This is a genomic window from Flavobacterium sp. (assembly GCF_017985075.1).
Lineage (GTDB): Bacteria > Bacteroidota > Bacteroidia > Flavobacteriales > Flavobacteriaceae > Flavobacterium.
Window position 1 is genome coordinate 1 of sequence record NZ_JAGNYF010000012.1, and the last position, 24,413, is coordinate 24,413.

20 protein-coding genes and 1 tRNA gene are annotated in these 24,413 nt (G+C 31.3%); 10 read left to right on the forward strand and 11 right to left on the reverse strand.

Features of this window, described 5'->3' with window-relative positions; genetic code table 11:
- Positions 1 to 708 (forward strand): ZIP family metal transporter (locus KA468_RS04130; protein ID WP_291241670.1); only part of this gene is annotated, 708 nt, incomplete at its 5' end.
- 23 nt (positions 709 to 731) lie between these two features.
- On the opposite strand, the gene KA468_RS04135 is transcribed toward KA468_RS04130, so the two are convergent.
- Genes KA468_RS04135 through KA468_RS04145 form a run of 3 tightly spaced genes read right to left on the reverse strand, consistent with a single transcriptional unit; the run spans position 732 to position 3,243 of the window.
- Complete coding sequence (locus tag KA468_RS04135; protein WP_291241671.1) at positions 732 to 857, reverse strand: FeoB-associated Cys-rich membrane protein; 126 nt, start codon at positions 855 to 857, stop codon at positions 732 to 734.
- Between the two features lie 43 nt (positions 858 to 900).
- A complete protein-coding gene (gene feoB, locus KA468_RS04140) occupies positions 901 to 3,003 on the reverse strand; it encodes a ferrous iron transport protein B (RefSeq protein WP_291241672.1) in 2,103 nt (700 codons plus the stop codon).
- Entirely contained in the window at positions 3,004 to 3,243 is a 240-nt protein-coding gene (locus KA468_RS04145; protein WP_291241673.1) for a FeoA family protein, read from the reverse strand.
- 123 nt (positions 3,244 to 3,366) lie between these two features.
- On the opposite strand from KA468_RS04145, the gene KA468_RS04150 reads away from it, so the two are divergent.
- The 3 genes from KA468_RS04150 to KA468_RS04160 all read left to right on the forward strand — a co-directional run bounded on the left by KA468_RS04150 (position 3,367) and on the right by KA468_RS04160 (position 5,549).
- Positions 3,367 to 4,104, forward strand: a complete 738-nt coding sequence (locus tag KA468_RS04150; RefSeq protein WP_291241674.1) for a metallophosphoesterase family protein — start codon at positions 3,367 to 3,369, stop codon at positions 4,102 to 4,104.
- Positions 4,105 to 4,157: 53 nt separating this feature from the next.
- A complete protein-coding gene (locus tag KA468_RS04155) occupies positions 4,158 to 4,733 on the forward strand; it encodes an alkylphosphonate utilization protein (RefSeq protein ID WP_291241675.1) in 576 nt (191 codons plus the stop codon).
- Between the two features lie 216 nt (positions 4,734 to 4,949).
- A complete protein-coding gene (locus tag KA468_RS04160) occupies positions 4,950 to 5,549 on the forward strand; it encodes a hypothetical protein (RefSeq protein ID WP_291241676.1) in 600 nt (199 codons plus the stop codon).
- A gap of 197 nt (positions 5,550 to 5,746) precedes the next feature.
- Here KA468_RS04160 and KA468_RS04165 read toward each other — a convergent pair whose 3' ends face one another.
- The 3 genes from KA468_RS04165 to KA468_RS04175 all read right to left on the reverse strand — a co-directional run bounded on the left by KA468_RS04165 (position 5,747) and on the right by KA468_RS04175 (position 9,270).
- Positions 5,747 to 7,300, reverse strand: a complete 1,554-nt coding sequence (locus tag KA468_RS04165; protein WP_291241677.1) for an aldehyde dehydrogenase family protein — start codon at positions 7,298 to 7,300, stop codon at positions 5,747 to 5,749.
- Positions 7,301 to 7,384: 84 nt separating this feature from the next.
- Entirely contained in the window at positions 7,385 to 7,918 is a 534-nt protein-coding gene (locus tag KA468_RS04170) for a 3-hydroxyanthranilate 3,4-dioxygenase (RefSeq protein WP_291241678.1), read from the reverse strand.
- A 257-nt stretch (positions 7,919 to 8,175) separates the two neighbouring features.
- The gene (locus KA468_RS04175; RefSeq protein ID WP_291241679.1) at positions 8,176 to 9,270 is read right to left on the reverse strand and encodes an endonuclease/exonuclease/phosphatase family protein; all 1,095 of its coding nucleotides are present in this window, start codon (positions 9,268 to 9,270) and stop codon (positions 8,176 to 8,178) included.
- 134 nt (positions 9,271 to 9,404) lie between these two features.
- Between KA468_RS04175 and KA468_RS04180 the strand changes: the two genes are divergently transcribed.
- From KA468_RS04180 to KA468_RS04190, 3 genes are read left to right on the forward strand one after another with little or no spacing between them, the layout of a single operon-like run.
- A complete protein-coding gene (locus KA468_RS04180; protein WP_291241680.1) occupies positions 9,405 to 12,236 on the forward strand; it encodes a TonB-dependent receptor in 2,832 nt (943 codons plus the stop codon).
- Between the two features lie 10 nt (positions 12,237 to 12,246).
- Positions 12,247 to 12,861, forward strand: a complete 615-nt coding sequence (locus tag KA468_RS04185) for a choice-of-anchor J domain-containing protein (RefSeq protein WP_291241681.1) — start codon at positions 12,247 to 12,249, stop codon at positions 12,859 to 12,861.
- Between the two features lie 4 nt (positions 12,862 to 12,865).
- Entirely contained in the window at positions 12,866 to 14,203 is a 1,338-nt protein-coding gene (locus KA468_RS04190; RefSeq protein WP_291241682.1) for a DUF5689 domain-containing protein, read from the forward strand.
- Positions 14,204 to 14,298: 95 nt separating this feature from the next.
- On the opposite strand, the gene polA is transcribed toward KA468_RS04190, so the two are convergent.
- Both polA and KA468_RS04200 read right to left on the reverse strand, forming a co-directional pair.
- Entirely contained in the window at positions 14,299 to 17,136 is a 2,838-nt protein-coding gene (gene polA / locus KA468_RS04195) for a DNA polymerase I (protein ID WP_291241706.1), read from the reverse strand.
- Positions 17,136 to 17,606 (reverse strand): hypothetical protein, encoded by a 471-nt coding sequence (locus KA468_RS04200; RefSeq protein ID WP_291241683.1) that lies wholly within the window; start codon positions 17,604 to 17,606, stop codon positions 17,136 to 17,138. Before KA468_RS04200 ends, polA begins: the two co-directional genes overlap by 1 nt.
- Positions 17,607 to 17,670: 64 nt before the next feature.
- Here KA468_RS04200 and KA468_RS04205 point away from each other — a divergent pair, with 64 nt between their 5' ends.
- Positions 17,671 to 18,900, forward strand: a complete 1,230-nt coding sequence (locus KA468_RS04205) for a metallophosphoesterase (protein WP_291241684.1) — start codon at positions 17,671 to 17,673, stop codon at positions 18,898 to 18,900.
- A 74-nt stretch (positions 18,901 to 18,974) separates the two neighbouring features.
- On the forward strand, positions 18,975 to 19,271 hold the full coding sequence (locus KA468_RS04210) for a thioredoxin family protein (RefSeq protein ID WP_291241685.1): 297 nt from the start codon (positions 18,975 to 18,977) through the stop codon (positions 19,269 to 19,271).
- Here KA468_RS04210 and KA468_RS04215 read toward each other — a convergent pair.
- Both KA468_RS04215 and KA468_RS04220 read right to left on the reverse strand, forming a co-directional pair.
- Entirely contained in the window at positions 19,268 to 19,897 is a 630-nt protein-coding gene (locus KA468_RS04215) for a polysaccharide deacetylase family protein (protein WP_291241686.1), read from the reverse strand. The two genes, KA468_RS04210 and KA468_RS04215, sit on opposite strands and share 4 nt — an antisense overlap.
- A 37-nt stretch (positions 19,898 to 19,934) precedes the next feature.
- Complete coding sequence (locus KA468_RS04220) at positions 19,935 to 23,162, reverse strand: DUF2723 domain-containing protein (protein ID WP_291241687.1); 3,228 nt, start codon at positions 23,160 to 23,162, stop codon at positions 19,935 to 19,937.
- A gap of 140 nt (positions 23,163 to 23,302) precedes the next feature.
- Between KA468_RS04220 and KA468_RS04225 the strand changes: the two genes are divergently transcribed.
- Positions 23,303 to 23,373 (forward strand) — tRNA-Gln (locus tag KA468_RS04225).
- 55 nt (positions 23,374 to 23,428) lie between these two features.
- Here KA468_RS04225 and KA468_RS04230 read toward each other — a convergent pair.
- The gene (locus KA468_RS04230; RefSeq protein WP_291241688.1) at positions 23,429 to 24,253 is read right to left on the reverse strand and encodes a universal stress protein; all 825 of its coding nucleotides are present in this window, start codon (positions 24,251 to 24,253) and stop codon (positions 23,429 to 23,431) included.
- Between the last annotated feature and the right edge of the window lie 160 nt (positions 24,254 to 24,413).

The window sequence follows — 24,413 nt, forward strand, 5'->3', positions numbered from 1 at the left end:
TTTTTTAAAACTATGAATCGTGCCGTATTAGACGGAATGTTAGGTTTTACTGGAGGTGTTATGGTTGCGGCAAGTTATTGGAGTTTGCTAGCACCAGCTATAGAAATGAGTGAAGGCGAAGGTTTTACAAAAGTAATTCCAGCCGCTTCTGGGTTTTTAATGGGTGCGTTGTTTTTATTTGCTTTAGATAAAACCTTACCACATTTGCATATTAATTTTAAAGAAACAGAAGGGATAAAATCGCCTTGGCAGCGAACTACTTTATTAGTGTTGGCTATTACACTACACAATATTCCAGAAGGTTTGGCAGTTGGAGTTTTGTTTGGCGGCGTAGCAGCTGGAATTCCAGAAGCATCTATTGCTGGAGCCGTTACGTTAGCAATAGGTATTGGAATTCAAAATTTTCCTGAAGGAATTGCCGTTTCTATGCCTTTAAGAAGAATGGGGATGAGTCGTAGAAAAAGTTTTATGTATGGACAATCGTCTGCTATTGTAGAACCTATTGCCGGAGTTATAGGGGCGTTTGCCGTAACATTTTTCACGCCAATTTTGCCTTATGCTTTAGCCTTTGCAGCTGGAGCGATGATTTTCGTAGTTGTAGAAGAAGTTATTCCAGAAACCCAACAAGATAAAAATACAGATATTGCCACCTTAGGATTTATTGCAGGATTTATTGTAATGATGAGTTTAGACGTAGCTTTGGGATAATAATATAAATATAAATATTAAAATCACTTACAATCGCAATTGTCTCCGCAACCTTTTTTATTTGCTTTTTTCTTCCAAAAGAATTTTTTAAATAAAAAACCAATGGCTAAAGCCAAACAGATATATGTTAAAATTTCTTGCAAATTCATAAATTCCAATTTTATTAATTTCTTAAATCGGTGTTTTCAAAAACTATTTCAAGCTTTGATAAGCAATTAGTGCAACCAAATAAGCAAATCCGCTCATAAAAACCAGTTGAATAATAGGCCATTTCCACGAGTTGGTTTCTTTTTTTACAATAGCAAGTGTACTTACACATTGCATCGCAAAAGCATAAAATAACAGTAATGAAATTCCTGTGGCAAAATTAAATATCTTATTTCCTTTAGCATCAATATCTTCCGCCATTTTCATTTTTATAGTAGCTTCTTCTTCGCTCTGATTTCCTACACTATATATGGTGGCAAGTGTTCCAACAAATACTTCTCTGGCTGCAAAAGAACTTACAACTGCGATTCCAATTTTCCAATCGTAACCTAATGGTTTTATCGCTGGCTCAATGGTTTTTCCCATAATCCCAATGTAGGAATTTTCTAATTTATAAGCAGAAACATTATTTTCAATTACGGATGGATTTATTTTTTGTTCATTAGAATATATCTGTTTTTCAACGATTTCTTGCGCGTTATTAAAACTTTCTCCAGGTCCGTGTGAGCCTAAAAACCATAAAATTACTGATAAAGCTAAAATTATTTTTCCAGCTCCAGTTACAAATGCTTTTGTTTTTTCCAGAACATTCAAGGCAACATTTTTTAATAGTGGTACCTTATAACTTGGCATTTCTACTATAAAATACGATTTGCATTTTAATTTCAAAGCTTTGTTTAACAAATATGCCGACCCAATTGCTACCATAAAAGCCAATAAATACAAGCCCATTAAAGTTAAACCTTGTAAACTAAAACCTAAAAACCGTTTTTCTGGAATGATTAATGAAATTAAGATGGCGTAAACCGGTAAGCGTGCAGAACAAGTAATAAAAGGCGTAATTAAAATTGTAATTAAACGTTCTTTCCAATTTTCAATATTTCGAGCACTCATTATGGCAGGAATAGCACAAGCCGTTCCGGAAATTAAAGGGACAATACTTTTTCCGGACAAGCCGAATTTTCGCATAATTTTATCCATCAAAAACACCACACGACTCATATAGCCGCTTTCTTCCAAAACAGAAATAAACAGGAACAAAAAGGCAATTTGTGGAATAAAAATAATAATACCTCCAATTCCAGGAATGATTCCGTCAGAAAGTAAATCCGTGAATTTTCCTTGAGGAAGACTTTCTTTAGTTAAAGCACTAAATTTTGAAAAAGTAGTATCTATAAAATCCATTGGAATGCTACTCCAATCAAAAATAGATTGAAAAATAAGTAATAATATTCCAAAGAAAATTAAATATCCAAAGACTTTGTGAGTTAATATATTGTCTAATTTACTTTGAAAATCGGTCGCTTTAGATTTGTCAATTTTTTGGGTAATCTTCAGCGTATCATTAATAAATTGATATCTTTTTATGGTTTCTTTTTGTTGCAGTTTTTTTAAATCAGAATGCGAACGTGTAAAATTATTTTCAATAGCATTTCGTTCTAAATTCAAGAAATTAACATCTTGTGTAATTACCAACCATAATTTGTAAAGCAACTGATTTGGAAATGCTTTTTTAAGACGATTAAAATATTCTATATCAATAGAACTCGCATTTAAACAAGCTTCTGTAGAAAGATTTTTGTAATTTAAAATTAATTCTTTTATATACTCAATTCCAATATTTTTTCTGGAACTGATTAAGGCAATTTTGGTTTTTAATTCTGTTTCTAATGTTGGAATATCTAATTCAATTCCTTTTTGTTTCATACGGTCACTCATATTTATTACAAGTAACGTGGGAATTTCAAGGTCTTTTATTTGTGTAAAAAGTAATAAATTTCGTTTTAAATTTTCTACTTCTGTAACCACAACAGCTACATCTGGAAAATCTTCATCATTTTTATTTAATAGTAATTCAATTACTACGTTTTCATCAATAGAATTGGCATTTAAACTATACGTTCCAGGTAAATCTATAATTTTAGCTTTCGTAATTTGATTGAGTTTACAAATGCCGGTTTTTTTATCCACAGTAATTCCAGGATAATTTCCCACTTGCTGATTTAATCCTGTTAACTGATTAAAAACAGAAGTTTTACCCACATTTGGATTCCCTATTAACGCAACTTTTATGGTATTAGAATACATTTATTGAATAGATTCTTGTAAAATATAGATTTCTTGAGCAGTTTTTTTTCTAATTGCCACTTTTGAGTCGTTTATATTAAAAAATAACGGATCACCCATTGGCGCCACCTGAATTAATTCAATAGTATTACCAGGTAAACATCCCATTTCAATAAGTTTCAATGGAATTTCATCGATATTAATATCTGAAATTTGAGCCATTTGTCCCTTTTTCAATACAGTAGCATTACTATTTTTCACAAACTTATTTAGATTGAATTAAAATACAAAGATAACATATTCCGAAAACAAAAACCTAACAAATATCATGTTTTACCATTGAACAAATATTTGTACCTTAGTAACCGTAATTAAAATAAACAAATGAGCAGAACCTTAGTCATTGGCGACATACACGGCGGATTAAAAGCAGTAATTCAAGTGCTACAAAAAGCAGCAATAAAAGCAGATGATACGTTAATTTTTTTAGGAGATTACGTAGATGGTTGGAGCGAATCGCCAGGCGTTTTAGATTTTTTAATTGCCTTATCGGAACAACAAAAATGTATTTTTATAAAAGGAAATCATGATGAATTGCTTTTGGATTGGTTAGAAAATCGACATGAGAATATAAAAGAAGAACTATGGTTTAAGCATGGCGGCAAAGCCACTGTTGATGCTTATTTAAATATTTCAACTGAAATGAAACAAAAACACATTACCTTTTTAAAATCATTACGAAATTATTATTTAGATACTGAAAACAGGTTGTTCATTCATGCAGGTTTTACTAATATGAATGGCGTTTCACAAGAATTTTTTCCTAAATTAATGTATTGGGACAGAACACTTTGGGAAGTGGCTTTGTGTTTAGATGAAACTATGGATAAAAATTCGCCTTTATATCCGAAAAGATTAAAAATTTATTCTGAAATATTTATAGGTCATACACCCGTTTCTAAAACTGAAAAAGTTGCGCCGCTTTGTAAAAACTCTGTTTGGAATTTAGATACTGGAGCTGCTTTTTTAGGCGTGTTAACCATAATGGATTGTGCCTCTAAAACGTACTGGCAAAGTGAGTTGGTTTCAGAATTATATCCAAACGAAATAGGAAGAAATTAATTCTTATATTTGCCCAAAATTAGGAATAAATAACAGCCATAAAAACAGAAATAATGAGTGTAATTGAAAGAAAATTAAAAGACAGAAGCGAGTCAAAATGTGAAATTAGTGGTGCTGAATTGGATTTAGTGGTGTATACTTTACCACCTTATACAGAAGAAAGTTTAGCACATTCGGTTTTATTGACCAAACAATTAAAAGATCAAGTGGAAAACCCAGATACTATGAATCCAAATGATTGGAGGGGCTTATCTGATAGTATGTGGAACGAAAATTTACCGGTTCAAATTTTATCTTGGAGAATGTTAGCACGTTTAAAAAATATCGATACTTTAGAAATGATGTATTTAGACGAAGAAGCATTAGAATGGGCAAAAGCTACAGGAGAAGGCGAAGAGGAAGACGAAAATAAAATTGTTCATAAAGACAGCAACGGTGCTATTTTAAAAGATGGCGATTCAGTAGTTTTAATTAAAGATTTAGATGTAAAAGGCGCTACGTTTACAGCAAAACGAGGCGCAGCAGTTCACAATATTAAAGTCGTTTGGGATGATGCTAACTTAATTGAAGGTAGAGTAGAAAACCAACATATTTATATTTTAACACAATACGTGAAGAAAACGAAGTAATTAGCCAATTTGCCAATTAGGCAATATGATACTACAAAACCTGCAAAAACATTGCAGGTTTTTTTATTTTAAGAATATTTAGTAGATTTGAAAAACAAAAAAGTTAAACAAAACTTCCATAGCTATCCAAATATGGGTGTATAAATGAAGTTTTATGTCGCATATATACAAGTTAGTGGCAATTTTGTCCGAACAGACCGCAAACAAACACAGAAAATGAAAAAACAAATTTTATTCTTACTATTTACTTTTTTGACTTTGACAACTTTTGCTCAAACCAAAAAAAATATTATTGAAGAAACTTTTGATAATATTAAAAACAAGTCAAAAGTTGATAAAAGTGACTCAACTTGCTTAAAACTTATGCAGAAAATGTATGATGAAGCTCTACAAAATGAAATCTCTGAATTAAGTAATAGCACAATAGACGAGATTAAAAATTTTGAAAATAGTAGAAAATCTAAAAATACATATTTATTTTCAGCTTTAATGTTTTACCAAGAAGTAATTACAAAATCTGCTGAGGAAAAAAAAATAAAGCCTGAACTACAAAGAGATTTAATAAATTATTTGGAAAAAGAATTCCTATATGTATATAATAAAGTACCAACAATTGTTTATGTTTACAAAGTTGAGACTTTAAACTTATTTAAAGATAAAACTGAATTAAAAAAGTATATTGACGAAGGACTGAAAAATTATCCAAATTCAATTCCATTGAAATATTACAGCTATAAGTATTTGAATGAGCAGACCTATAAAGAAGATTTAATGAAACTAAATAAAAAACATTGGTTAATTAATATTGAAGAATAAAAACTGCCACTAAAAAGAAGTTTGGCAAAATGGCGTTTTTTGTAGTAAATACACGTTTACATTTCTCAAGAAATTTTATCTTTGATAGAAACCCTTACCTAATAAAACCAAAAAACCCCTGTAAAAATTTTACAGGGGTTTTTCTTTATCTTAAAAAGCGACTAATCACTAATTACTTTTCACGAATCACTTCAATTCTACAAATCAAACTTAATACCTTGCGCTAATGGCAATTGATCCGAATAGTTTACGGTATTGGTTTGTCGTCTCATATACACTTTCCAAGCATCTGAACCTGATTCTCTTCCGCCACCCGTTTCTTTTTCACCACCAAAAGCACCACCAATTTCTGCACCAGAAGTTCCGATGTTTACATTTGCAATTCCACAGTCGGAACCCGCGAAAGATAAAAATTTCTCAGCTTCTTTCATACTGTTTGTCATAATGGCTGAAGATAATCCTTGTGCTACACCATTTTGTTTTTCGATCGCATTTTCCACTTCGCCTTCGTATTTCATTAGATATAAAATAGGAGCAAACGTTTCGTGTTGTACAATTTCAAAATGATTTTCAGCTTCAATGATAGCTGGTTTTACATAACATCCAGATTCGTATCCTTCACCTGATAAAACACCACCTTCTACTAATACTTTTCCGCCTTCAGCTTTAGCTTTTTCAATTGCTGCTAAATACGTGTTCACCGCATCTGTATCAATAAGCGGTCCTATATGATTTTTCTGATCTAACGGATTTCCAATCGTTAATTGCCCGTAAGCACCCACAATGGCATCTCTTACTTTATCGTATACACTTTCGTGAATGATTAATCTTCTTGTTGAGGTACATCTTTGTCCAGCTGTTCCAACGGCTCCAAAAACGGCTCCTGGAACAACAACTTTTAAATCGGCAGTTGGAGTAATAATAATGGCATTGTTTCCACCTAATTCCAATAAAGATTTACCGAAACGTTGTGCCACAGTAGTACCAACAATTCTTCCCATTCTGGTAGAACCCGTAGCAGAAATTAATGGAATTCTTACGTCTGTAGTCATCATTTCGCCAACTTTGTAATCACCGTTAATGATACAAGAAATTCCTTCTGGTAACTGATTTGCTTTTAAAATGTCAGCAATAATATTTTGACAAGCGATTGAACATAAAGGTGCTTTTTCCGAAGCTTTCCACACACAAACGTCACCGCAAATCCAAGCCAATGCCGTATTCCAAGCCCAAACCGCTACTGGGAAGTTAAATGCAGAAATAATTCCTACTACTCCAATAGAATGCCATTGTTCTCTCATTACGTGCCCAGGACGCTCAGACGGAATGGTTTGTCCGTTTAATTGTCGAGATAAACCTACGGCGAAATCGCAAATGTCAATCATTTCTTGTACTTCACCATATCCTTCTTGTAAGGATTTCCCCATTTCATAGGAAACTAATTTTCCAAGAGGTTCTTTTAATTCTCTTAATTTATTTCCAAATTGTCTAACAATCTCACCACGTTGAGGTGCTGGCATTGCGCGAAACGATTTGAATGCAGCTGTAGCACTTTGCATTACTTTTTCGTAATCTGCAGCTGTGGTTGTTTTAACTTTTCCAATTAATTGACCATCAACTGGCGAATAACTTTCAATTATTTCTCCAGATGAAAAACTGTTAGAACCCGTTGAGGTTCCGTCATTAATTTCTTTTATTCCAAGTGCTTTTAATGCTTCAGGCATTCCAAATTGTGAGGCTATTGTTGACATTTTTAACTTTTTTAAATGATTTTGTTATAATTATGCAAATATAATAAATTGATTTTAGAATATAGAAAATAGAATAAGATGTGATTATTTTACAAATTTTGGATTGCTTTCCATAACCGTTCCGCATTTTTCACACGTTCTTTTTTCTTCTGAAGCATAAAAATCAGTAAAATGTGTAAGGAAATCATTTTCAATATTATTTAATTCAAAATATACTTCGTGAAGTTTGTGATTACACGAATCGCAAAACCAAAGCAATCCGTCTTTTACATCCAAATGATTTCGTTTTTTTTCAATTACTAAACCAATAGAATTTTCTGTTCTGCTTGGCGAATGCGGTACTTTAGCAGGTAATAAAAACATATCTCCAGCAGAAAGATGCATTGCTTTTTTTTCGCCGTTTTCTTGAATATACACGGTAATATCACCTTCTAACTGATAAAATAATTCTTCGGTTTCGTTATAATGATAATCTTTTCTGGCATTAGGTCCAGCTACAATCATAACAATATAATCGCCAGAATCTATATATAAATTTTTATTTGCAACTGGCGGAACAAGAAGATGTCTGTTTTCTTCTATCCATTTATTCAAGTTAAAAGGTTTTGCAATTGACATAAAAATAATTTTAAGTGGTAAAGTTACAAAATAAAAAAAGGTACTTTTAATGTACCTTCAATTATTTTTTTATTGGTGTCCAAAATACTTAAAACAACTCACTTTTAGTGTGTTTCTAATTCAGGTTTTGAAAAATTTTGCCACGGATTTCACGGATTTTCACGGATTAATTCGTGCTAATTTGTGTAATTTGTGTCAAAAAAATAAGTTATTCAACTTTGCGCCAAGCAAAACTAAGAACTTCAAGTCCAAGTGGTTTACTTTTTTGCTTCTTTTATCAAGTAAATATAGGATGGAAAATGATCCGAATATCCAGGTCCTAACGCGCCATTTCGTAACGCATATCCTTTATATTGACCGGTTTGTTGAATCATAAAAGGCGCATTGTACACCCCAGCTTTCCAATATCTCCAAGAAGAATAGTCTTTTCTTAATAAAGGCTCAGATATGATAATTTGATCGAAAAAATCCCAAGAATCTCTAAAAGCTAAGGTTCCAATTCCTTTATTCATTAATTTTTCGGCAGGATTGTAAAGTCCTAACGGTTGTACTTCTTTTTCATCTCCTTTTGCACCTAAAACCTGTTTCACACTTTTATTAAAAGGGCCGTCATTCAAATCGCCCATTGTGAAGATTTTCGCATTCGGATTAATAACTTGTAACGAATCGATAATTTTTTTATTTAATGCTGCTGCCGCTTCACGTAGTGGACTACTTCTTTTTTCGCCACCTCTGCGCGAAGGCCAATGGTTTACTATAAAATGCATTTCTTCACCGTCTAATAATCCTGTCATTAATATTTGATCTCGAGTGTAAATTCTTTTGGTTTTAATATCTACTACATTATCATCGGTATCTTCTATTTTTTCTTTGTCTTTTGCTTTTTTGTCGGTTTCATCTTCAGTTACGATAAGTGCATAATTTTTATAACTCGTTGGTTGAAAATGTCCTTTTTGATATAAAAATCCGGTATCAATTCCTCGTCTATCTGGCGAATCAAAATGAATTACCGAATAGCCTTTAGCTGCTAACAAGGGTTGCTTGCAAAGGTCTTCTAATACTTGTCTGTTTTCAATTTCGGCTACGCCTAAAATTACGGGAGAATTCTTTTGCTCAGCACTAGTTCCAAGTTGAGCAATTACTCGTTCTAATTTTTGAAGTTTATCTTTATAATTTTCAGGCGTATAAATAAAATCTTCATCATTTATATTTGGATCATTTATTGTATCAAATAAATTTTCTAAATTGTAAAAAGCAATTGTATTAACCAGGTAGGTCTTTTTTTCTTGAGAAAAACTTGTTGAAACACATAATAGTATCGCTAAAGCGCTGTAAATTGATTTGATGTTCATATTTCAGGTTAAGTTATAATTATATAAAGTGCAATATTTGAAACAAAGGTAAATAATTTAATTTATTGTTTTATCTTTGTTAGCTTTTTAGTTTGTTACTAAATTGCTTGTAAGGTATTAATTAATAATAAAGTATGAAAAAACTTGTATTAAGTCTTTTGTTTTTGTTTCAAGCTGTTTTTGTAATGGCTCAAAATCAATCAACTGTAAAAGGGAAAGTAGTTGATTCAAAATCGCAAAGCCCTTTGGGTAGCGTTAAAGTAATGATTCAGTCTAATGAACAATTTGTAACGACCAATAGTTTGGGAGAATTTCAAATTAGTGTTATATCAGATGGAAATCAAATTTTAGTAATTTCTGTAGATGGCTACAATACTCAAAATTTTCCAATTGAAGTAGCGGCAAATCAAACGTTAGATGTAGGTTTATTGTTTTTGGAAGAAGACATTACATCAGAGCAGCAATTAAGTTTAGTAACCATTACTGAAAATGATTTAGGAGATGACAACAGTGGTTCTGAAAGTACTGCAGGTTTATTACAATCATCAAGAGATGCCTATCAGCAAGCAGCCGCTTTCAATTGGGGTCAATCTCGTTTTAGAATGAGAGGTTTAGATAATGAATATGGAATAACTATGATTAATGGTATTTCAATGAATAAAATCTACGATGGAAGACCACAATGGAGCAACTGGGGTGGATTAAATGACGCCACAAGAAATCAAGAATTCACTTTAGGTTCTGCGCCTTCCGATTATACTTTTGGAGGTATTTTAGGAACGCAAGAAATTAATACAAGAGCCTCTTTATACAGAAAAGGAACAAGAATTTCTCAGTCAGGAACCAATACCAATTATTCTTGGCGTTCTATGATTACTCATAATTCAGGCTTAATGGAAAATGGTTGGGCATATAGTATTTCTGGTTCAAGAAGATGGGCGCAAGAAGGCTATTTTGAAGGAACTGATTATGGAGCTAATTCCTTTTTTGCAAGTGTAGAAAAAAGAATTAATAAGAAACACAGTTTGAATTTTACATCAATTTATGCTCAAAACTATAGAGGTAAAAATTCTCCAAACTCACAAGAAGTTACAGATATTGCAGGTATAAAATATAATTCGTATTGGGGGTATCAAAATGGTGAGCAAAGAAACTCAAGAGTTAAAAGACTCGCTGAGCCGATTAATATGTTAAGTCATTATTGGAAAATGTCTGATAAAACTACTTTAAATACAAATGTCTCTTATCAAACTGGTTCTATTGGAAACAGTAGATTAGATTATCAAGGTAAACCTAATCCAGATCCAACGTATTACAGAAACTTACCAAGTTATTATACTACTCAATTTGATGATAATGGGAATTATATTGGGAACAGTGCGGTAAATCAATTAGAAGCATCGCGTGCTAAGTTTCTTTCAAACAGACAATTAAATTGGAATGAGCTTTATGACATTAATAGAATGAGTACTAACGGAAATAGCTATTATATTCTATATGAAGACAGAACTGACGACAAACAACTTTCGGCTAACTCAATTTTATTTTCAGATTTATCTGATAATGTAAAATTAAATGCTGGTGTAAGTTTCAAAAAATTAACATCTAATAATTTTCAAAATTTATTAGATTTATTAGGAGGGAATTATTTTTTAGATATTGATACATTTGGTTCTGGAAGTCAACAACAAACGGATATTAATAATCCAAACAGACAAATTGTAGAAGGTGATAAATTTGGCTATAACTATAAGTTATTTGCTACTACATTTGATGCTTTTACGCAATTTAAGTTTACATATAAAAAAGTCGATTTTTATATAGCACAAAACTATTCTCGTTCAGAGTATCAAAGAGAAGGTTTGTACAAAAACGGATACTATCCAACGAATTCTTTCGGAAAAAGTAAAAAAATTGAATTTGATAATTTCGGTTTCAAAGGAGGTTTTACGTATAAAATTACTGGAAAACAATTTTTCGACTTAAATGGATTTTATGCCACTAAAGCCCCAAATATGAGAAATACATTTCCAAATGCTAGAATTAATAATAACGTATTTCCAGAATTAAAAGGCGAAACAATTGCTAGTGCAGATGCAAGTTATATCATTAAAACGCCAAAAGTGAAAGCAAGAATTACAGGACATTATTCTTATATTAAAGGTTCAACAGAAACTTCATTTTTCTTTGCAGATGCAATTGATGATGGTAATACTGATAATGGTGAAAGTTCATTTGTTGCAGAAACTATTAATGGTTTAAATAAGAAAAATCTTGGTATTGAATTCGGTTTTGAATATCAAATTTCTAAAACGATTAAAGCTACATTAGCTGGTTCTTACGGTGAATATACATATGATAGTAACCCTACAGTTCAGTTAAACATTGATAGCCAATCTAGCGCTACTAATACTTTTCCTATAAAAGATTATGGAACTGCTAATTTAAAAAACTACAAACAACCTGGTATGCCTCAAACCGCAGCATCTTTTGGCCTTGAGTATAGAGATCCAAACTTCTGGTGGATCGGAGCAAATGCTAATTATTTAGGAGATAGTTATATTGATGTGGCGCCAATTTTAAGAACTAATAATTTTTTAGTTGACCAAACGTTTGGTAATACATCTACTCCTTTTTATGAAGCCACTCAAGAAAGAGCAGATCAATTATTAAAACAAGAAAAATTTAATCCTTTTACACTAATCAATGCAACTGGAGGAAAATCTTGGAGAGTAGAGAATATAACTATTGGTTTCTTCGCTTCTGTGAACAATATTTTTGATATTACATACAAAACAGGTGGTTTTGAACAAGCTAGAAACTCGAGCTTCAGACAGTTAAATCAAGATGCTGGGCATATAGATGCTTCATCAAATCAATATGTTGCACACACACCATCTTTTGGATCTAAGTATTTTTACGGTTTCGGAAGAACTTATTTTGTTAACTTATATATTAACTTTTAATAAAAAAAGCATGAAAAAGATATTTATTTATTCGCTTTTAGCGCTTGCTAATTTTGCAACTTTTGTTAGTTGTACAGATGAAGGCGATGTAGAATACCCAAGAGTTAAAAAAACATTGTTTGTGGAAAACTTCACTGATAATACTGATGGAACAGTATTAAATTCAACAGGATGGACTAACTATGCTCAGGCTGGAACCAAAAAATTTTCAGAGGAAGTATATCAAGGTAATGGATATGCTGAATTTACTTCATATGGATCTGGTCAACCTTCAAATATTGCATGGTTAATTTCACCAGCATTTGATATGGACAAACAAGATGGTGAAAAATTAGTTTTTCAAGCTGCTCATGCTTATTTAACTAATACAGAAAACTCATTAGAATTAATGGTTTCAACAGATTATGATGGAAATATTGCCAACTTTAATCAATCAAGTTGGTTAAGTTTACCGGTAATTACTCCAACGCCAAGCAATGATTTTTATGAGTATGTAAATTCTGGCGAAGTAGATTTGTCAGGTTTTAATGGAACATTACACTTTGCATTTAAAGTTAAAGGTTCTGGATCGAACACAAGTTTAGATGCAACCTATCAAATTGATAACATTAGACTTTATTACTAAAATTATGAAAAAATTAATCACAACTTTATCGTTTTTTGCAATTATAGTTAGTTTCACTAGCTGTGTAGATGATGATACTAAAGCAGGTAATGCTGATTCTGATATTGTTACTCAAGAATTTACAGCAACAAAAACTATTCAAGATATTGTAACATTTAACAATACTCCAACACCTGTTGCTTACACTGCAGATGATATTATTGAAGCTTATGTTACTTCTTCTGATGAAACGGGAACTTTTTACAATACAATCAGTTTTCAAAATATTGGAACAAATACTTCTCAACCAATTGGGCTTAGTGTAAGTGCTAATTTTTCTTCTTATGGAAAAGGATTTACACCTGGAAGAAAAGCCTATATTAAATTAAAAGGTTTGTATACTGCTGTTGTTGACGGCTCTTTAAAAATCGGAAGCCTTTATAATGGTGAAATTGGTAGAATTTCTGAAAATGAATGGCAAAAATACCTTTTTGTATCTGCAACAAAAGTGTCAGAAGAAAATATGGTAAGAATTGTTTCATTAGCTACGGCTGCAACAAATACTAATCTTAACACTTTAATTGAAATTGATAATGTTCAATTTGCTGACGGTTCATTAGCTAGAACATATTTTGATGTAGATTCTGGAGGAAGTGCTACAAATCACAATATTGTTGATATTGCTGGTGGTACAACAAGATATTTCAGAGTTAGTCAATATGCACTTTTTGCTTACCAAAATGTTCCAGCCGGAAGGGGTAAAATTAGAGGTATAATGACAAAGTATGGCTCAGATTATCAATTTATTGTTAGACATCAAAATGATGTAAAATTAGTAAATCCTAGAAGTTATACTTTTAATAGTGCTTTAAATGAGAATTTTGAAAGTTATGCTCTTAACCAAAAAGGGTTTACAAATTATTTGAATTTTGCAACTTCTGGAACAAAAGATTGGATTGTTAAAACTGTAAATGGATCTAAATGTATTCAAATGTCTGCTTATGGTGGTTCTCTTGAAAGTAATAAGTCTTATTTTGTACTTCCTGTTGATTTTACTACAGCAAATACATTATCTTTTCAAGTTGATGCCGACTTCTATAGTACGGCATTTGGACTAAAAGTTTACAGAACAACTAATTATGTTCCTGGTAAAAAATTATCGGAAGCAACTTTATTTGATATTTCTTCAAGTTTTATTTTTCCTAGTGCAAGTACAACGACTTTTAATTCTGCAGGAACTTATAATATTCCAACTTCTATTCAAGGAAATGGTTATATAGTTTTCGAATATACTGGAAGTAATATTAGCGGTACCAATTTGAATACAACAAATTGTAATATCGATAACATCATTATCAACTAAATAAATATATAACTCATAAAAAAATGCCTTCTTAATTTTAAGAAGGCATTTTTGTTTATTAACTGATTACTAAAAACTGATCACTGAACACTATTCTAATGTGCTTCCAACCAGTTTTTGCCACTACCAATTTCCACTTCTAACGGAACAATCATTTTAAAAGCATTTTCCATTTCGTGTTTAATCATCGGTTGAATTTTTTCTAATTCGCTGTTATGCACATCAAAAACCAATTCATCATGCACTTGCAATAACATTTTTGATTGCCAGTTTTCCGATTTTAGTTTTTTATGAATGTTAATCATCGCAATTTTAATAATATCTGCAGCTGAACCTTGAATTGGTGCGTTTACGGCATTTCTTTCCGCGCCACCACGAACTATTGCATTTGCGGAATTTATGTCTTTTAAATATCGTCTTCTTCCCGAAATCGTTTCTACATAACCGTTTTCTCTCGCAAAATCTACTTGATCTGAAATAAATGATTTTAATTTTGGATAGGTTTTGTAATACGCATCAATCAACTCAGCACTTTCTTTACGTGATAAATTGGTTTGATTGCTCAATCCGAAAGCTGAAACTCCATACACAATTCCGAAGTTGACGGTTTTGGCGTGACTTCTTTGTTCTTTTGTTACTTCTTCTAAAGGAATATTAAAGACTTTAGCGGCCGTACTTTTATGAATATCTTCATTGTTTTTAAACGCAGCAATCATATTTTCTTCACCACATAAAGCCGCTATAATTCGCAATTCAATTTGAGAATAATCGGCAGAAACTAAGGTGTAATTTTCATCTCTGGCAATAAATGCTTTTCTAATTTGTCTACCTCTTTCGGTACGAATAGGAATGTTCTGTAAATTCGGATTATTAGAGCTCAAACGACCTGTCGCAGCAACGGTTTGCATATAATCGGTATGCACGCGACCTGTTTTTGAATCCACTTGATTAGGCAACGCATCGATGTAAGTACTTTGTAATTTTACCATTTGACGCCATTCTAAAATGTCTTTTACAATAGGATTGTCGTGGGCTAAATAACTTAATATTTCTTCACCAGTTGCATATTGACCCGTTTTGGTTTTTTTTTGTTTTGCTCCGCCAATTTTCATTTTGTCAAATAAAACATCACCTAATTGTTTTGGAGAGGCTAAATTGAACGTTTCGCCAGCTGTTTCGTATATTTTTTGCTCTAAAGCTTTACTTTCAGCCGTCATTTCAACGGACATTTTATTTAAAAAATCGACATCCAAATTAATTCCTTCTTTTTCCATATCGGCTAAAACGGGTACTAACGGAATTTCAATTTCATCATATAATTTTTTCGTACCTACTTTTTCTAAAATAGGTAAAAAATGATTTTTAAGTTGAATCGTAACATCGGCATCTTCTACAGCGTATTCTTTAATTTCATCTAAAGGAATATCGCGCATATTGCCTTGGTTTTTACCTTTTTTGCCAATTAATTCTGTAATAGATTTTGGCGAATATTTCAAATATGTTTCACTCAACACATCCATATTATGACGCATATCTGGATTAATCAAATAATGCGCAATCATCGTATCGAATAAATTTCCTTTGACTTCAATTCCGTATTGAGAAAGAATTTTTATATCGTATTTAATATTTTGACCCACTTTTTCGATGTTTTCATTTTCGAAAAATGGCTTGAATTTGTCAATTAAAACCTGTGCTTCATCTCTGTTTTCTGGAAAAGGCACATAAAATCCTTTTCCTTTTTCCCAAGAAAAGGCCAAACCTACTAATTCGGAATTTAAAGCATCTAAACCTGTTGTTTCCGTATCAAAACATACCGAAGTTTGATTCAATACATTTTGAATGAACATTTTTGTAGGTAAATCGCCTTGTACGTTTTGATAAAAATGTTCCGTATTTTCTAAAGTTGCATAATACGATGTGTGTGTTTCTGTAGCATCTTCACCATCAGAAAAACCAAATAAATCATATTGTTCATCTGTAGTTTTCTTAACCGGCGCTTTCTTTAAAACGGGAATCTCAGAATTTGTTACTTCAGTATTCGCTGCTGGATTGTACAATTTATCGAATTGCGTTTTCATTTGTCGGAATTCTAATTCCATAAACAACGCATCTGTTTTCTCTACATCTGGTGTAGATAATTCGTAATCTTTTTCATCAAAAGTTACTGGGCAATCTAATAAAATTGTAGCTAATTTTTTAGATAAAATTCCTTGTGCTTTGTTGGCTTCAATTTTGTCTTTTAAAGCACCTTTTAGTTTGTCTGTATTGTCTAAAAGATTCTCCATTGAACCAAATTCAGCTAATAATTTCTTTGCTGTTTTTTCTCCAACACCTGGTAATCCTGGAATATTATCTACGGCATCTCCCATCATTCCAAGATAATCTATAACTTGTAATGGATGTTCTATTTCAAATTTTGCTTGTACCTCTGGAATTCCCCAAATTTCAATGTCATTACCCATTCTGGCAGGACGATACATAAAAATATTTTCGGAAACCAATTGGGCAAAATCCTTATCTGGCGTCACCATAAAAACTTTGTAATTTTCTTTTTCAGCTTGTTTGGCAATCGTTCCAATTAGGTCATCTGCTTCAAAGCCAGCAACTTCTATAATTGGAATATGCATAGCACGCAATAAATCTTGAATATAAGGCACAGCAATTTTTATGGCTTCTGGCGTAGCATCTCGGTTGGCTTTATATTGTTCGAACATTTCCAAACGAAACGTACTGCCGCCTTTATCAAAAGCAACTGCTAAATGATCTGGTTTTTCACGTTTAATCACATCCATTAAGGCATTCATAAACCCCATAATGGCAGAAGTATCCATACCTTTAGAATTGATTCTTGGGTTTTTTATAAAAGCATAGTAGCCTCGAAAAATTAATGCGTAAGCGTCTAAAAGAAATAAGCGTTTTTGTGACATAATTAAAAAGTTAGTTTTAAACCAACTCCATTTGCATTGGCAATTATATTTGATTCAAAATTGATTCCAGTATTTTGTTTTTGTAATTTCATTTCATCATTCATTAAAATTACAGATTTTTTAATTTTCTTTTGAAACCCTATTTTTATTGGAATGGCAGTAATAAAAGATAACCCACTTAGTCCATAAGTAAAATATATTGTTCCTCTACTACTTTCATTTATAAGTTGTAATGTTCCAATACCAAGCATTGCAACACCATTTAATAGCAATATATTTCCAATAGTCTTTTTGGTTCTTCCTGCTTTGTATAAATTTATAATTTCAGGTTTATGACCAAAATAGGCTTCTATTTCAGATGAATTAATTTTTTTCCCGTTTTCAAATACGCGTCCACCATTTTTGAAAGTATATGTTTCTTGGGAAAAAGATACACTTGTAAAAAGTAGCAATACAATGATTAAATTTTTCATAAATTATAGGTTTTTAGTTTCTACAAATATAAACCTTTAATACATTTGTAAAAAATAAAAAAATATGAAAGGTTTACTACCGCTTCTAATATTATTAATTGTCGAATTTTATTCATTTCAAGCAATTAAAACGATTACCAAAAACAAATGGGTTTTATTAATTTATTTAGTGATTTCAATCGTTTTAATGCTTTTTATCGTCTATTCATTTATGAATTTCGATAGAGGTAAAGGTCAAAATAAATCAAGTTTGCTTGTTATTGGGATGACATTACTTATTTATGTTCCTAAAATATTACTTTTCTTAATTTTATTTATTGAGGATGTTTCACGTTTGGTAGAAGCTTCAATTATGAGTTTTGTTGATGAAAACAGAGAACAATTTTTTAGTCCAAGAAGACGTTTTGTGAGTCAGATTGCTTTAGGAATTGCCACTATTCCTTTTGCGTCGTTACTTTACGGAATGACGATTGGAAAATATAATTTTAAAGTACTGCGACAACAAATCTTTTTCGATGATTTACCAGAAGAATTTGACGGGATGACAATTACTCAAATTTCAGATATTCATAGCGGTAGTTTTGATGAAGATACCGATAAAATTAAATACGCGGTAGATTTAATCAACCAACAAAATTCCGATTTATTATTGTTTACAGGTGATATAGTAAATACACACGCCAAAGAAATGGATCCGTGGATTGATACGTTTAAAGGATTGTATCAACCAAAATTTGGTAAATTTTCCATTTTAGGAAACCACGATTATGGGAAGTATTTCGATTGGGATTCAGAAAAAGAAGAAATTCAAAATTTTGAAGATGTAAAAAACATTCATAAAAAATTAGATTTTACCTTGTTAATGAATGAAAATGTAAAGTTAAAAAAAGGTTCTTCTGAGATTGTGTTGGTTGGAGTAGAAAACTGGGGCGTACATTTTGGTAAAAAAGGCGATTTAAAAAAGGCTACATCAAATGTTAAACCAGAAGATTTTAAAATATTGATGAGTCACGATCCAAGTCATTGGGAAAATGAAATAAAAAATCACGATACTCATTATCATTTAACCTTATCAGGTCATACACACGGATTGCAATTTGGAATTGAAATTCCGGGTTGGTTCAAATGGAGTCCTGTACAGTATGTGTACAAACAATGGGCAGGATTGTATGAAAATGCCGGTAGATATATTTATGTAAATCGTGGTTTTGGCTTTCACGCTTATCCAGGTAGAGTAGGAATTATGCCCGAAATTACTGTAATTGAGTTAAAAAAATCCAAAAAAGAGGCGTAATCGCTTAAAAAATGTGGTTTTTTGTTTGATATATTAAAAAAATATATACATTTGTTTAATAAACAATTCGGTCTATGTCGAAATTTGGAGAACTTATAGATGCACAAGTGCCAGTATTAATTGATTTTTTTACGGAATGGCACGAACAATCTATTATTATGAATGAAACAATTCGTCACGTTGCAGCTGCTTTAGGCGACAAAGCAAAAGTGATTAAAATTGATGTAGATAAAAATAAAGAATTAGCGGAAGCACTTCGTATTAAAGGTCTACCAACTTTTATGATTTATAAAGATGGTCAAATGGTTTGGAGACAAAGTGGTGAATTTGATGCCAATACTTTAATTTCTCTTATTCAAGAACAAGCTTAGGCGATTTTTTCAAATTTAAATCCTTTACTTTTTAATGTTTCGATGGTTTTTTCTAAACTATTGAGAACATTCTCTTTTGCCTTATTGCTATCGTGAAACACAATAATACTTCCAGAAGAAACATTGTGAATTACATTTTCATAACATTTTTCTGCTGAAATACTTGCATCATAATCTTTGCTCAATACATCCCACATAATTATTTTGTAACCTAATTTTCTTAATTTATACGATTGCCAAGGTGTAATTTTTCCATAAGGCGGTCTGAAAATTTGTGAATTTTGAATGGTAAATTGTGAATTCAGTTTAATTCTACAAGCTTCTGTGTTACTTATGTATATTTTTGTAGGAGTTTTCCAACCCTTTAAATGACTATACGTGTGATTTCCTACAGAATGCTGTTTAGAAAGAATTTTCTGTACGATTTCTGGATGTTTTCTTACGTTGTCACCAATGCAAAAAAAGGTAGCTTTGATGTGATATTTGTCTAAAATTTCTAAAACCCTTTCTGTGATTTCTGGAGTAGGACCGTCATCAAAAGTTAAATAAATAGTATTTTCAGAATTCGGAATATCCCAAACCTGATTGAAAAATAAGAGCTTTATTATTTTAGGAACTTTTATCATAAAAAAAGCCATTCAAAGGAATGGCTTAAATATTAGTTTATTCAATTTCTCTTTTATATTCACCCATCATTTTATTGAAGTTGTTGAATTTCACGCGTTGAAAATTGTAAAACTCTACATCTCCATTTTCCTGAGCTAATAGCAATAGCGAACGATAAATTTCAATTTCTCTATAAATTTCCATGCGATAAAACGCTTTCTGTTTTTCGGATTGCGAATGAAAGAAAGTTAATTTTTCTTGATATTTTTTAATCAGTTGATTTAAGATTTTTCTTGCTTCTTCTTTTTTACCAATTTTATAATATCCTTCTGCAAATGGTTCTACAGTAGTATAATATTCAAAGTAATCAATTGGCATATTTTTCATAGCTATTTGAATTACTTTTTCGGCTTTATCAAATTTCTTTTCTTCAATTAATGCGGTCATTAAACGAGAAAGATTGTTTCTGTAAGATAATGCATTTTTACGCGTTTCTGGGTCGTGATAAATTTTATCGCTTCCTGCATTACCCCAAGTCCATTGGTTGATGATTTTGAAGGTTTTTTCAGTATCAATATAACCCATATCGTAAGAATTTCCTTCTTTTAGTTTGGTTCTTACAGGGACTAATTTATACACCATACCATCTAATTGAAGAAATTCTTTCATCCAAATATAATCATCTGCACCAAAACTTCCTGGAGAAAAATAGATAGGGCGTTTCCAGTTGTTGGCATTAAAAATATCTAACATTAAAATTCTGTTTTTATAAATCGCACCGCCTTTTAATTTTAAATTAATTTGTGGCACAATAGAATCGTAATATTTTTTATCTACAACTTTATTTTTTATAATGTTTTGCTTGTCAATTTTAACTTTTAAATGTTCGCTTGGATAAAAATGTACAAACTGACCATTTTTCATTTCTCTTTTTGAGCGATCGTCTTTTAAGAAATCTAAAGTTAAACCTAAGTCTAACGTGTCTGTTGTTCTTTCGTCAAATAAGCAATAATTTCTTTTGTCACCCACATATTGATCATGTGTAAACGAAATAGGCACCGCATCTGATTTATTCGATTTGATTTTCATCTCATCAATATACCAATCAGTTGCTAACAAACTTGTGTTTACAATCCTTACATCTGTTCTGTATCCTTCAATTTCTTGTAAATACCACATTGGAAAGGTGTCATTGTCGCCAATTGTAAACAATATAGCATTGGGTTCGCAAGAATCTAAATAGGCTTTTGCCATCGCTACAGCGGTGTATTTATTGCTTCTATCATGGTCATCCCAGTTTTCGGTTGCCAATAATACTGGTGAAGCTAATAAAGTAGTGGCCAATACGGCTGGAAGCGCTACTTTAGGCGACACATATTTTAAGATATATTGATAAATGGCATAAATTCCAACGCCAATCCACATAGCAAAAATATAAAACGAACCTACTAAAGCATAATCTCTTTCTCTTGGTTCGAAAGGTCTTTCGTTTAAGTAAATTTTCAACACTAAACCAGTGAATAAAAACAAGAGTAGTAAAACATAAAATGATTTCCATTCTTTTTGTGCATGATAAACCATTCCGATAATTGCTAAAATGAATGGTAAAAAGAAATATGTATTTCTACCTTTATTGTTTTTCATATCGGTAGTTAATTCACTTTGATTGTCTAAATGTAGATTATCAATAAAGCTGATTCCGCTTAACCAATTTCCTTCTAAGCTTTCATAATTTCCTTGTAAATCATTTTGTCTTCCAACGAAATTCCACATTAAATATCGGAAATACATATAGCCAAATTGGTATTCAAACATAAATTTCATATTGTCTGAAAACGATGGTTTTTCAATCGTTAAATAATCGCCATAGGTTTTTAAAAATTCTTCGTATTCGTCTAATCCAAGTTTGTTAGATGCAAATTGACTTCTAAAATCAGAAACAATTTCGGTAAATTGTCCTAATTTATCTTCATCTGTTTCGCCAGTTTCTTCATCATAAAAGGCTTCATGATTTACGCTAAACTCTAATGGTTTTGTAAATGTCATGTAGTTTTTGGCGTGTTCTTCACTCCAAAGTCTTGGTAAAAACGCATTGTGTTTAGAGTTTGGATTATGATTGGCGTTTTTATAATTATTTGTAATAATATATTTACCCGTTTTATCGTCTCTTTCGTAGTTTGGTTTATCATCAGAATACGGATTTTCTTCATCAGCTCCAGCATAAGCATTGGAAAACTGAGGACCATAAAACAACTTGGTTTCCCCGTATTGTTCTCTGTTGTAATACGCTAAAACTTCAGCAGCATCACTGGGTTTGTTCTCGTTTATGTTAATATTTGAATTTGCTCTTACTGGAAGCATTATCCATGTAGAAAATCCAATTAAAATAAATAATATACTTAATAATAGTGTATTAAACTTTACTAATTCTTTTTTCTTAGTATATGATAAACCAAAATAAAAACCAGCTACAATTAGTAAAAAGGCAATAATAGTTCCAGAATTAAAAGGCAATCCCATGGAGTTTACTGCAAAAATTTCTGTTTTCGCAAAAAACGATAACGTATAAGGCAGTAAAAATTTAAAAATAAACATCAAAATAGCTACTATCACTACATTAGCAATAATAAAATTCTTAACAGTAATATTTTTTTGTGTTTTGAAAAAATATAACATTCCAATTGATGGTAAAGCTAATAAGGCCAAGAAGTGAACCCCAAAGGAAAGCCCAATAACCAATGAAATTAAAATAACCCATTTATTTCCTCTTTCTGTTTCCAGTTCTTCTTCCCATTTTAGACCCAACCAAAATAATAAAGCAATAAACAAAGAAGCCATTGAATATACTTCAGCTTCAACTGCATTAAACCAAAAACTATCTGTAAATGTATAGGATAAGGCAGCAATTAATGATGCACCTAGTGTAAGTTTTGAAGTTTCATTATTCCATTCAGAGGTAGCGACAACAATTTTTCGTATAATTTTTGATGCCGACCAAAACATAAATAAAATGGTAAAAGCACTAGAAAATACAGAAACCATATTTACCATTAAAGCAATTTGACTTTCATTTGAAGCAAACATCGCAAAAAACGCACCTATCATTTGATATAATGGAGCTCCTGGCGGATGCCCTACTTCTAATTTGGCAGCGGTGGCAATATATTCACCACAATCCCAAAAACTCATTGTAGGTTCTACGGTTAGTGTGTAGGTTACTAATGCAACTATAAAAGCAAACCAACCTATGAAGGTGTTCCATTTGCTGTAATTAAATGAAGTCATAAATATGCTAAATTAATTTAGATTACAAAGAAACCATTTATTGAAGAGATTACCAATTAATTTTTTCTTAAAAATTATTTAAAAATTATTTGCAGAGAATAAAATATATATTACATTTGCACTCGCAATTACAAAATAATTGGTTCATGGTGTAATGGTAACACTACTGTTTTTGGTGCAGTCATTCAAGGTTCGAGTCCTTGTGAACCAACAAAAAATCCCGCTTGAAAAAGCGGGATTTTTTATTTTAATTATTTTGAAAATACTTATATTTTGAAAGCTATCACTGGTCTTTTTGCATGATTAACTAAGTCTTCAGAAATACTTCCGTTTAAAAAGTGAGAGATTCCTTTTCTTCCGTGCGTAGAAACAGCAATAACATCAGAATTTGAATCTTTTGCAAAATGTAAAATTCCTTTTTCTACGTTAATGTCATTATAAATGTGAGTAGAATAATTAGAAAAGTGAAATTCTTCAATAAAGTTTCTAACTTTTTCTTCAGCAGCTCTAGTTGTGCTGAAATTATTTGGTGTAATTACATGAAGTAAATTAATATGAGCTCCGAAATAGTTCGCAAAATCAACTACTTTTTCAAAAGGTTTTTTAATTTCATCTGAAAAATTAGAAGCGAAAGTAAGTGTATCGATTTTAAAATTATCTTCTTCTTTTTTAATCACTAATACTGGAATTTCTGAATTCCTAACCACTTTTTCTGCATTGGAACCCACAAACATTTCATGAAATCCGCTAGCTCCATGAGAACCCATAACTACTAAATCAGCTTGATGTTTTTTCCCGTTTTCTATAATTCCCTCAAAAGCCATATTAAATTGTACAATGCTTGAAACTTTAATGTCTTTTAAAAAATCGGCGTTTTCTAAATCTTCTAATTTGGCTACAGCGGCATTTTTAAAGAACATTAATTCAGGTATTTCATGCGAAGTATTCAGCGCGTCATTTCCTGAAGTTGATAATTCCAACATGTGCAATAATATTATTTCGCCATTATTTTTTTTAGCAATTTGTGCGGCTACTTTTAAAGCATTTTCGGCATGTTTTGAAAAATCGGTAGGTACTAAAATTGTTTTCATTTGTTTTAATTTAATTACTATTAATTATAGTATAAAGTTACGAATTTTTTTTTGAATTGTTTAACTTTTTTGGAAAAATGAAATATTTGGACATTTTAAAAAAAATGTTGTATATTTGCCAAGTTATTTAGTAAACAACCAAATAATGAGGCACGCATTG

Bases quoted from the DNA above. Each gene is read 5' to 3' on its own strand.
- KA468_RS04200 (WP_291241683.1), bottom strand. From the start codon at position 17,606: ATGAAAAATTTAATCATTGTATTGCTACTTTTTACAAGTGTATCTTTT.
- KA468_RS04175 (WP_291241679.1), bottom strand. From the start codon at position 9,270: ATGAACATCAAATCAATTTACAGCGCTTTAGCGATACTATTATGTGTT.
- KA468_RS04155 (WP_291241675.1), top strand. From the start codon at position 4,158: ATGAGTGTAATTGAAAGAAAATTAAAAGACAGAAGCGAGTCAAAATGT.
- KA468_RS04160 (WP_291241676.1), top strand. From the start codon at position 4,950: ATGAAAAAACAAATTTTATTCTTACTATTTACTTTTTTGACTTTGACA.
- KA468_RS04185 (WP_291241681.1), top strand. From the start codon at position 12,247: ATGAAAAAGATATTTATTTATTCGCTTTTAGCGCTTGCTAATTTTGCA.
- KA468_RS04210 (WP_291241685.1), top strand. From the start codon at position 18,975: ATGTCGAAATTTGGAGAACTTATAGATGCACAAGTGCCAGTATTAATT.
- KA468_RS04180 (WP_291241680.1), top strand. From the start codon at position 9,405: ATGAAAAAACTTGTATTAAGTCTTTTGTTTTTGTTTCAAGCTGTTTTT.
- feoB (WP_291241672.1), bottom strand. From the start codon at position 3,003: ATGTATTCTAATACCATAAAAGTTGCGTTAATAGGGAATCCAAATGTG.
- KA468_RS04205 (WP_291241684.1), top strand. From the start codon at position 17,671: ATGAAAGGTTTACTACCGCTTCTAATATTATTAATTGTCGAATTTTAT.
- KA468_RS04220 (WP_291241687.1), bottom strand. From the start codon at position 23,162: ATGACTTCATTTAATTACAGCAAATGGAACACCTTCATAGGTTGGTTT.
- KA468_RS04135 (WP_291241671.1), bottom strand. From the start codon at position 857: ATGAATTTGCAAGAAATTTTAACATATATCTGTTTGGCTTTAGCCATT.
- KA468_RS04215 (WP_291241686.1), bottom strand. From the start codon at position 19,897: ATGATAAAAGTTCCTAAAATAATAAAGCTCTTATTTTTCAATCAGGTT.
- KA468_RS04150 (WP_291241674.1), top strand. From the start codon at position 3,367: ATGAGCAGAACCTTAGTCATTGGCGACATACACGGCGGATTAAAAGCA.
- KA468_RS04190 (WP_291241682.1), top strand. From the start codon at position 12,866: ATGAAAAAATTAATCACAACTTTATCGTTTTTTGCAATTATAGTTAGT.
- KA468_RS04170 (WP_291241678.1), bottom strand. From the start codon at position 7,918: ATGTCAATTGCAAAACCTTTTAACTTGAATAAATGGATAGAAGAAAAC.
- KA468_RS04165 (WP_291241677.1), bottom strand. From the start codon at position 7,300: ATGTCAACAATAGCCTCACAATTTGGAATGCCTGAAGCATTAAAAGCA.
- KA468_RS04230 (WP_291241688.1), bottom strand. From the start codon at position 24,253: ATGAAAACAATTTTAGTACCTACCGATTTTTCAAAACATGCCGAAAAT.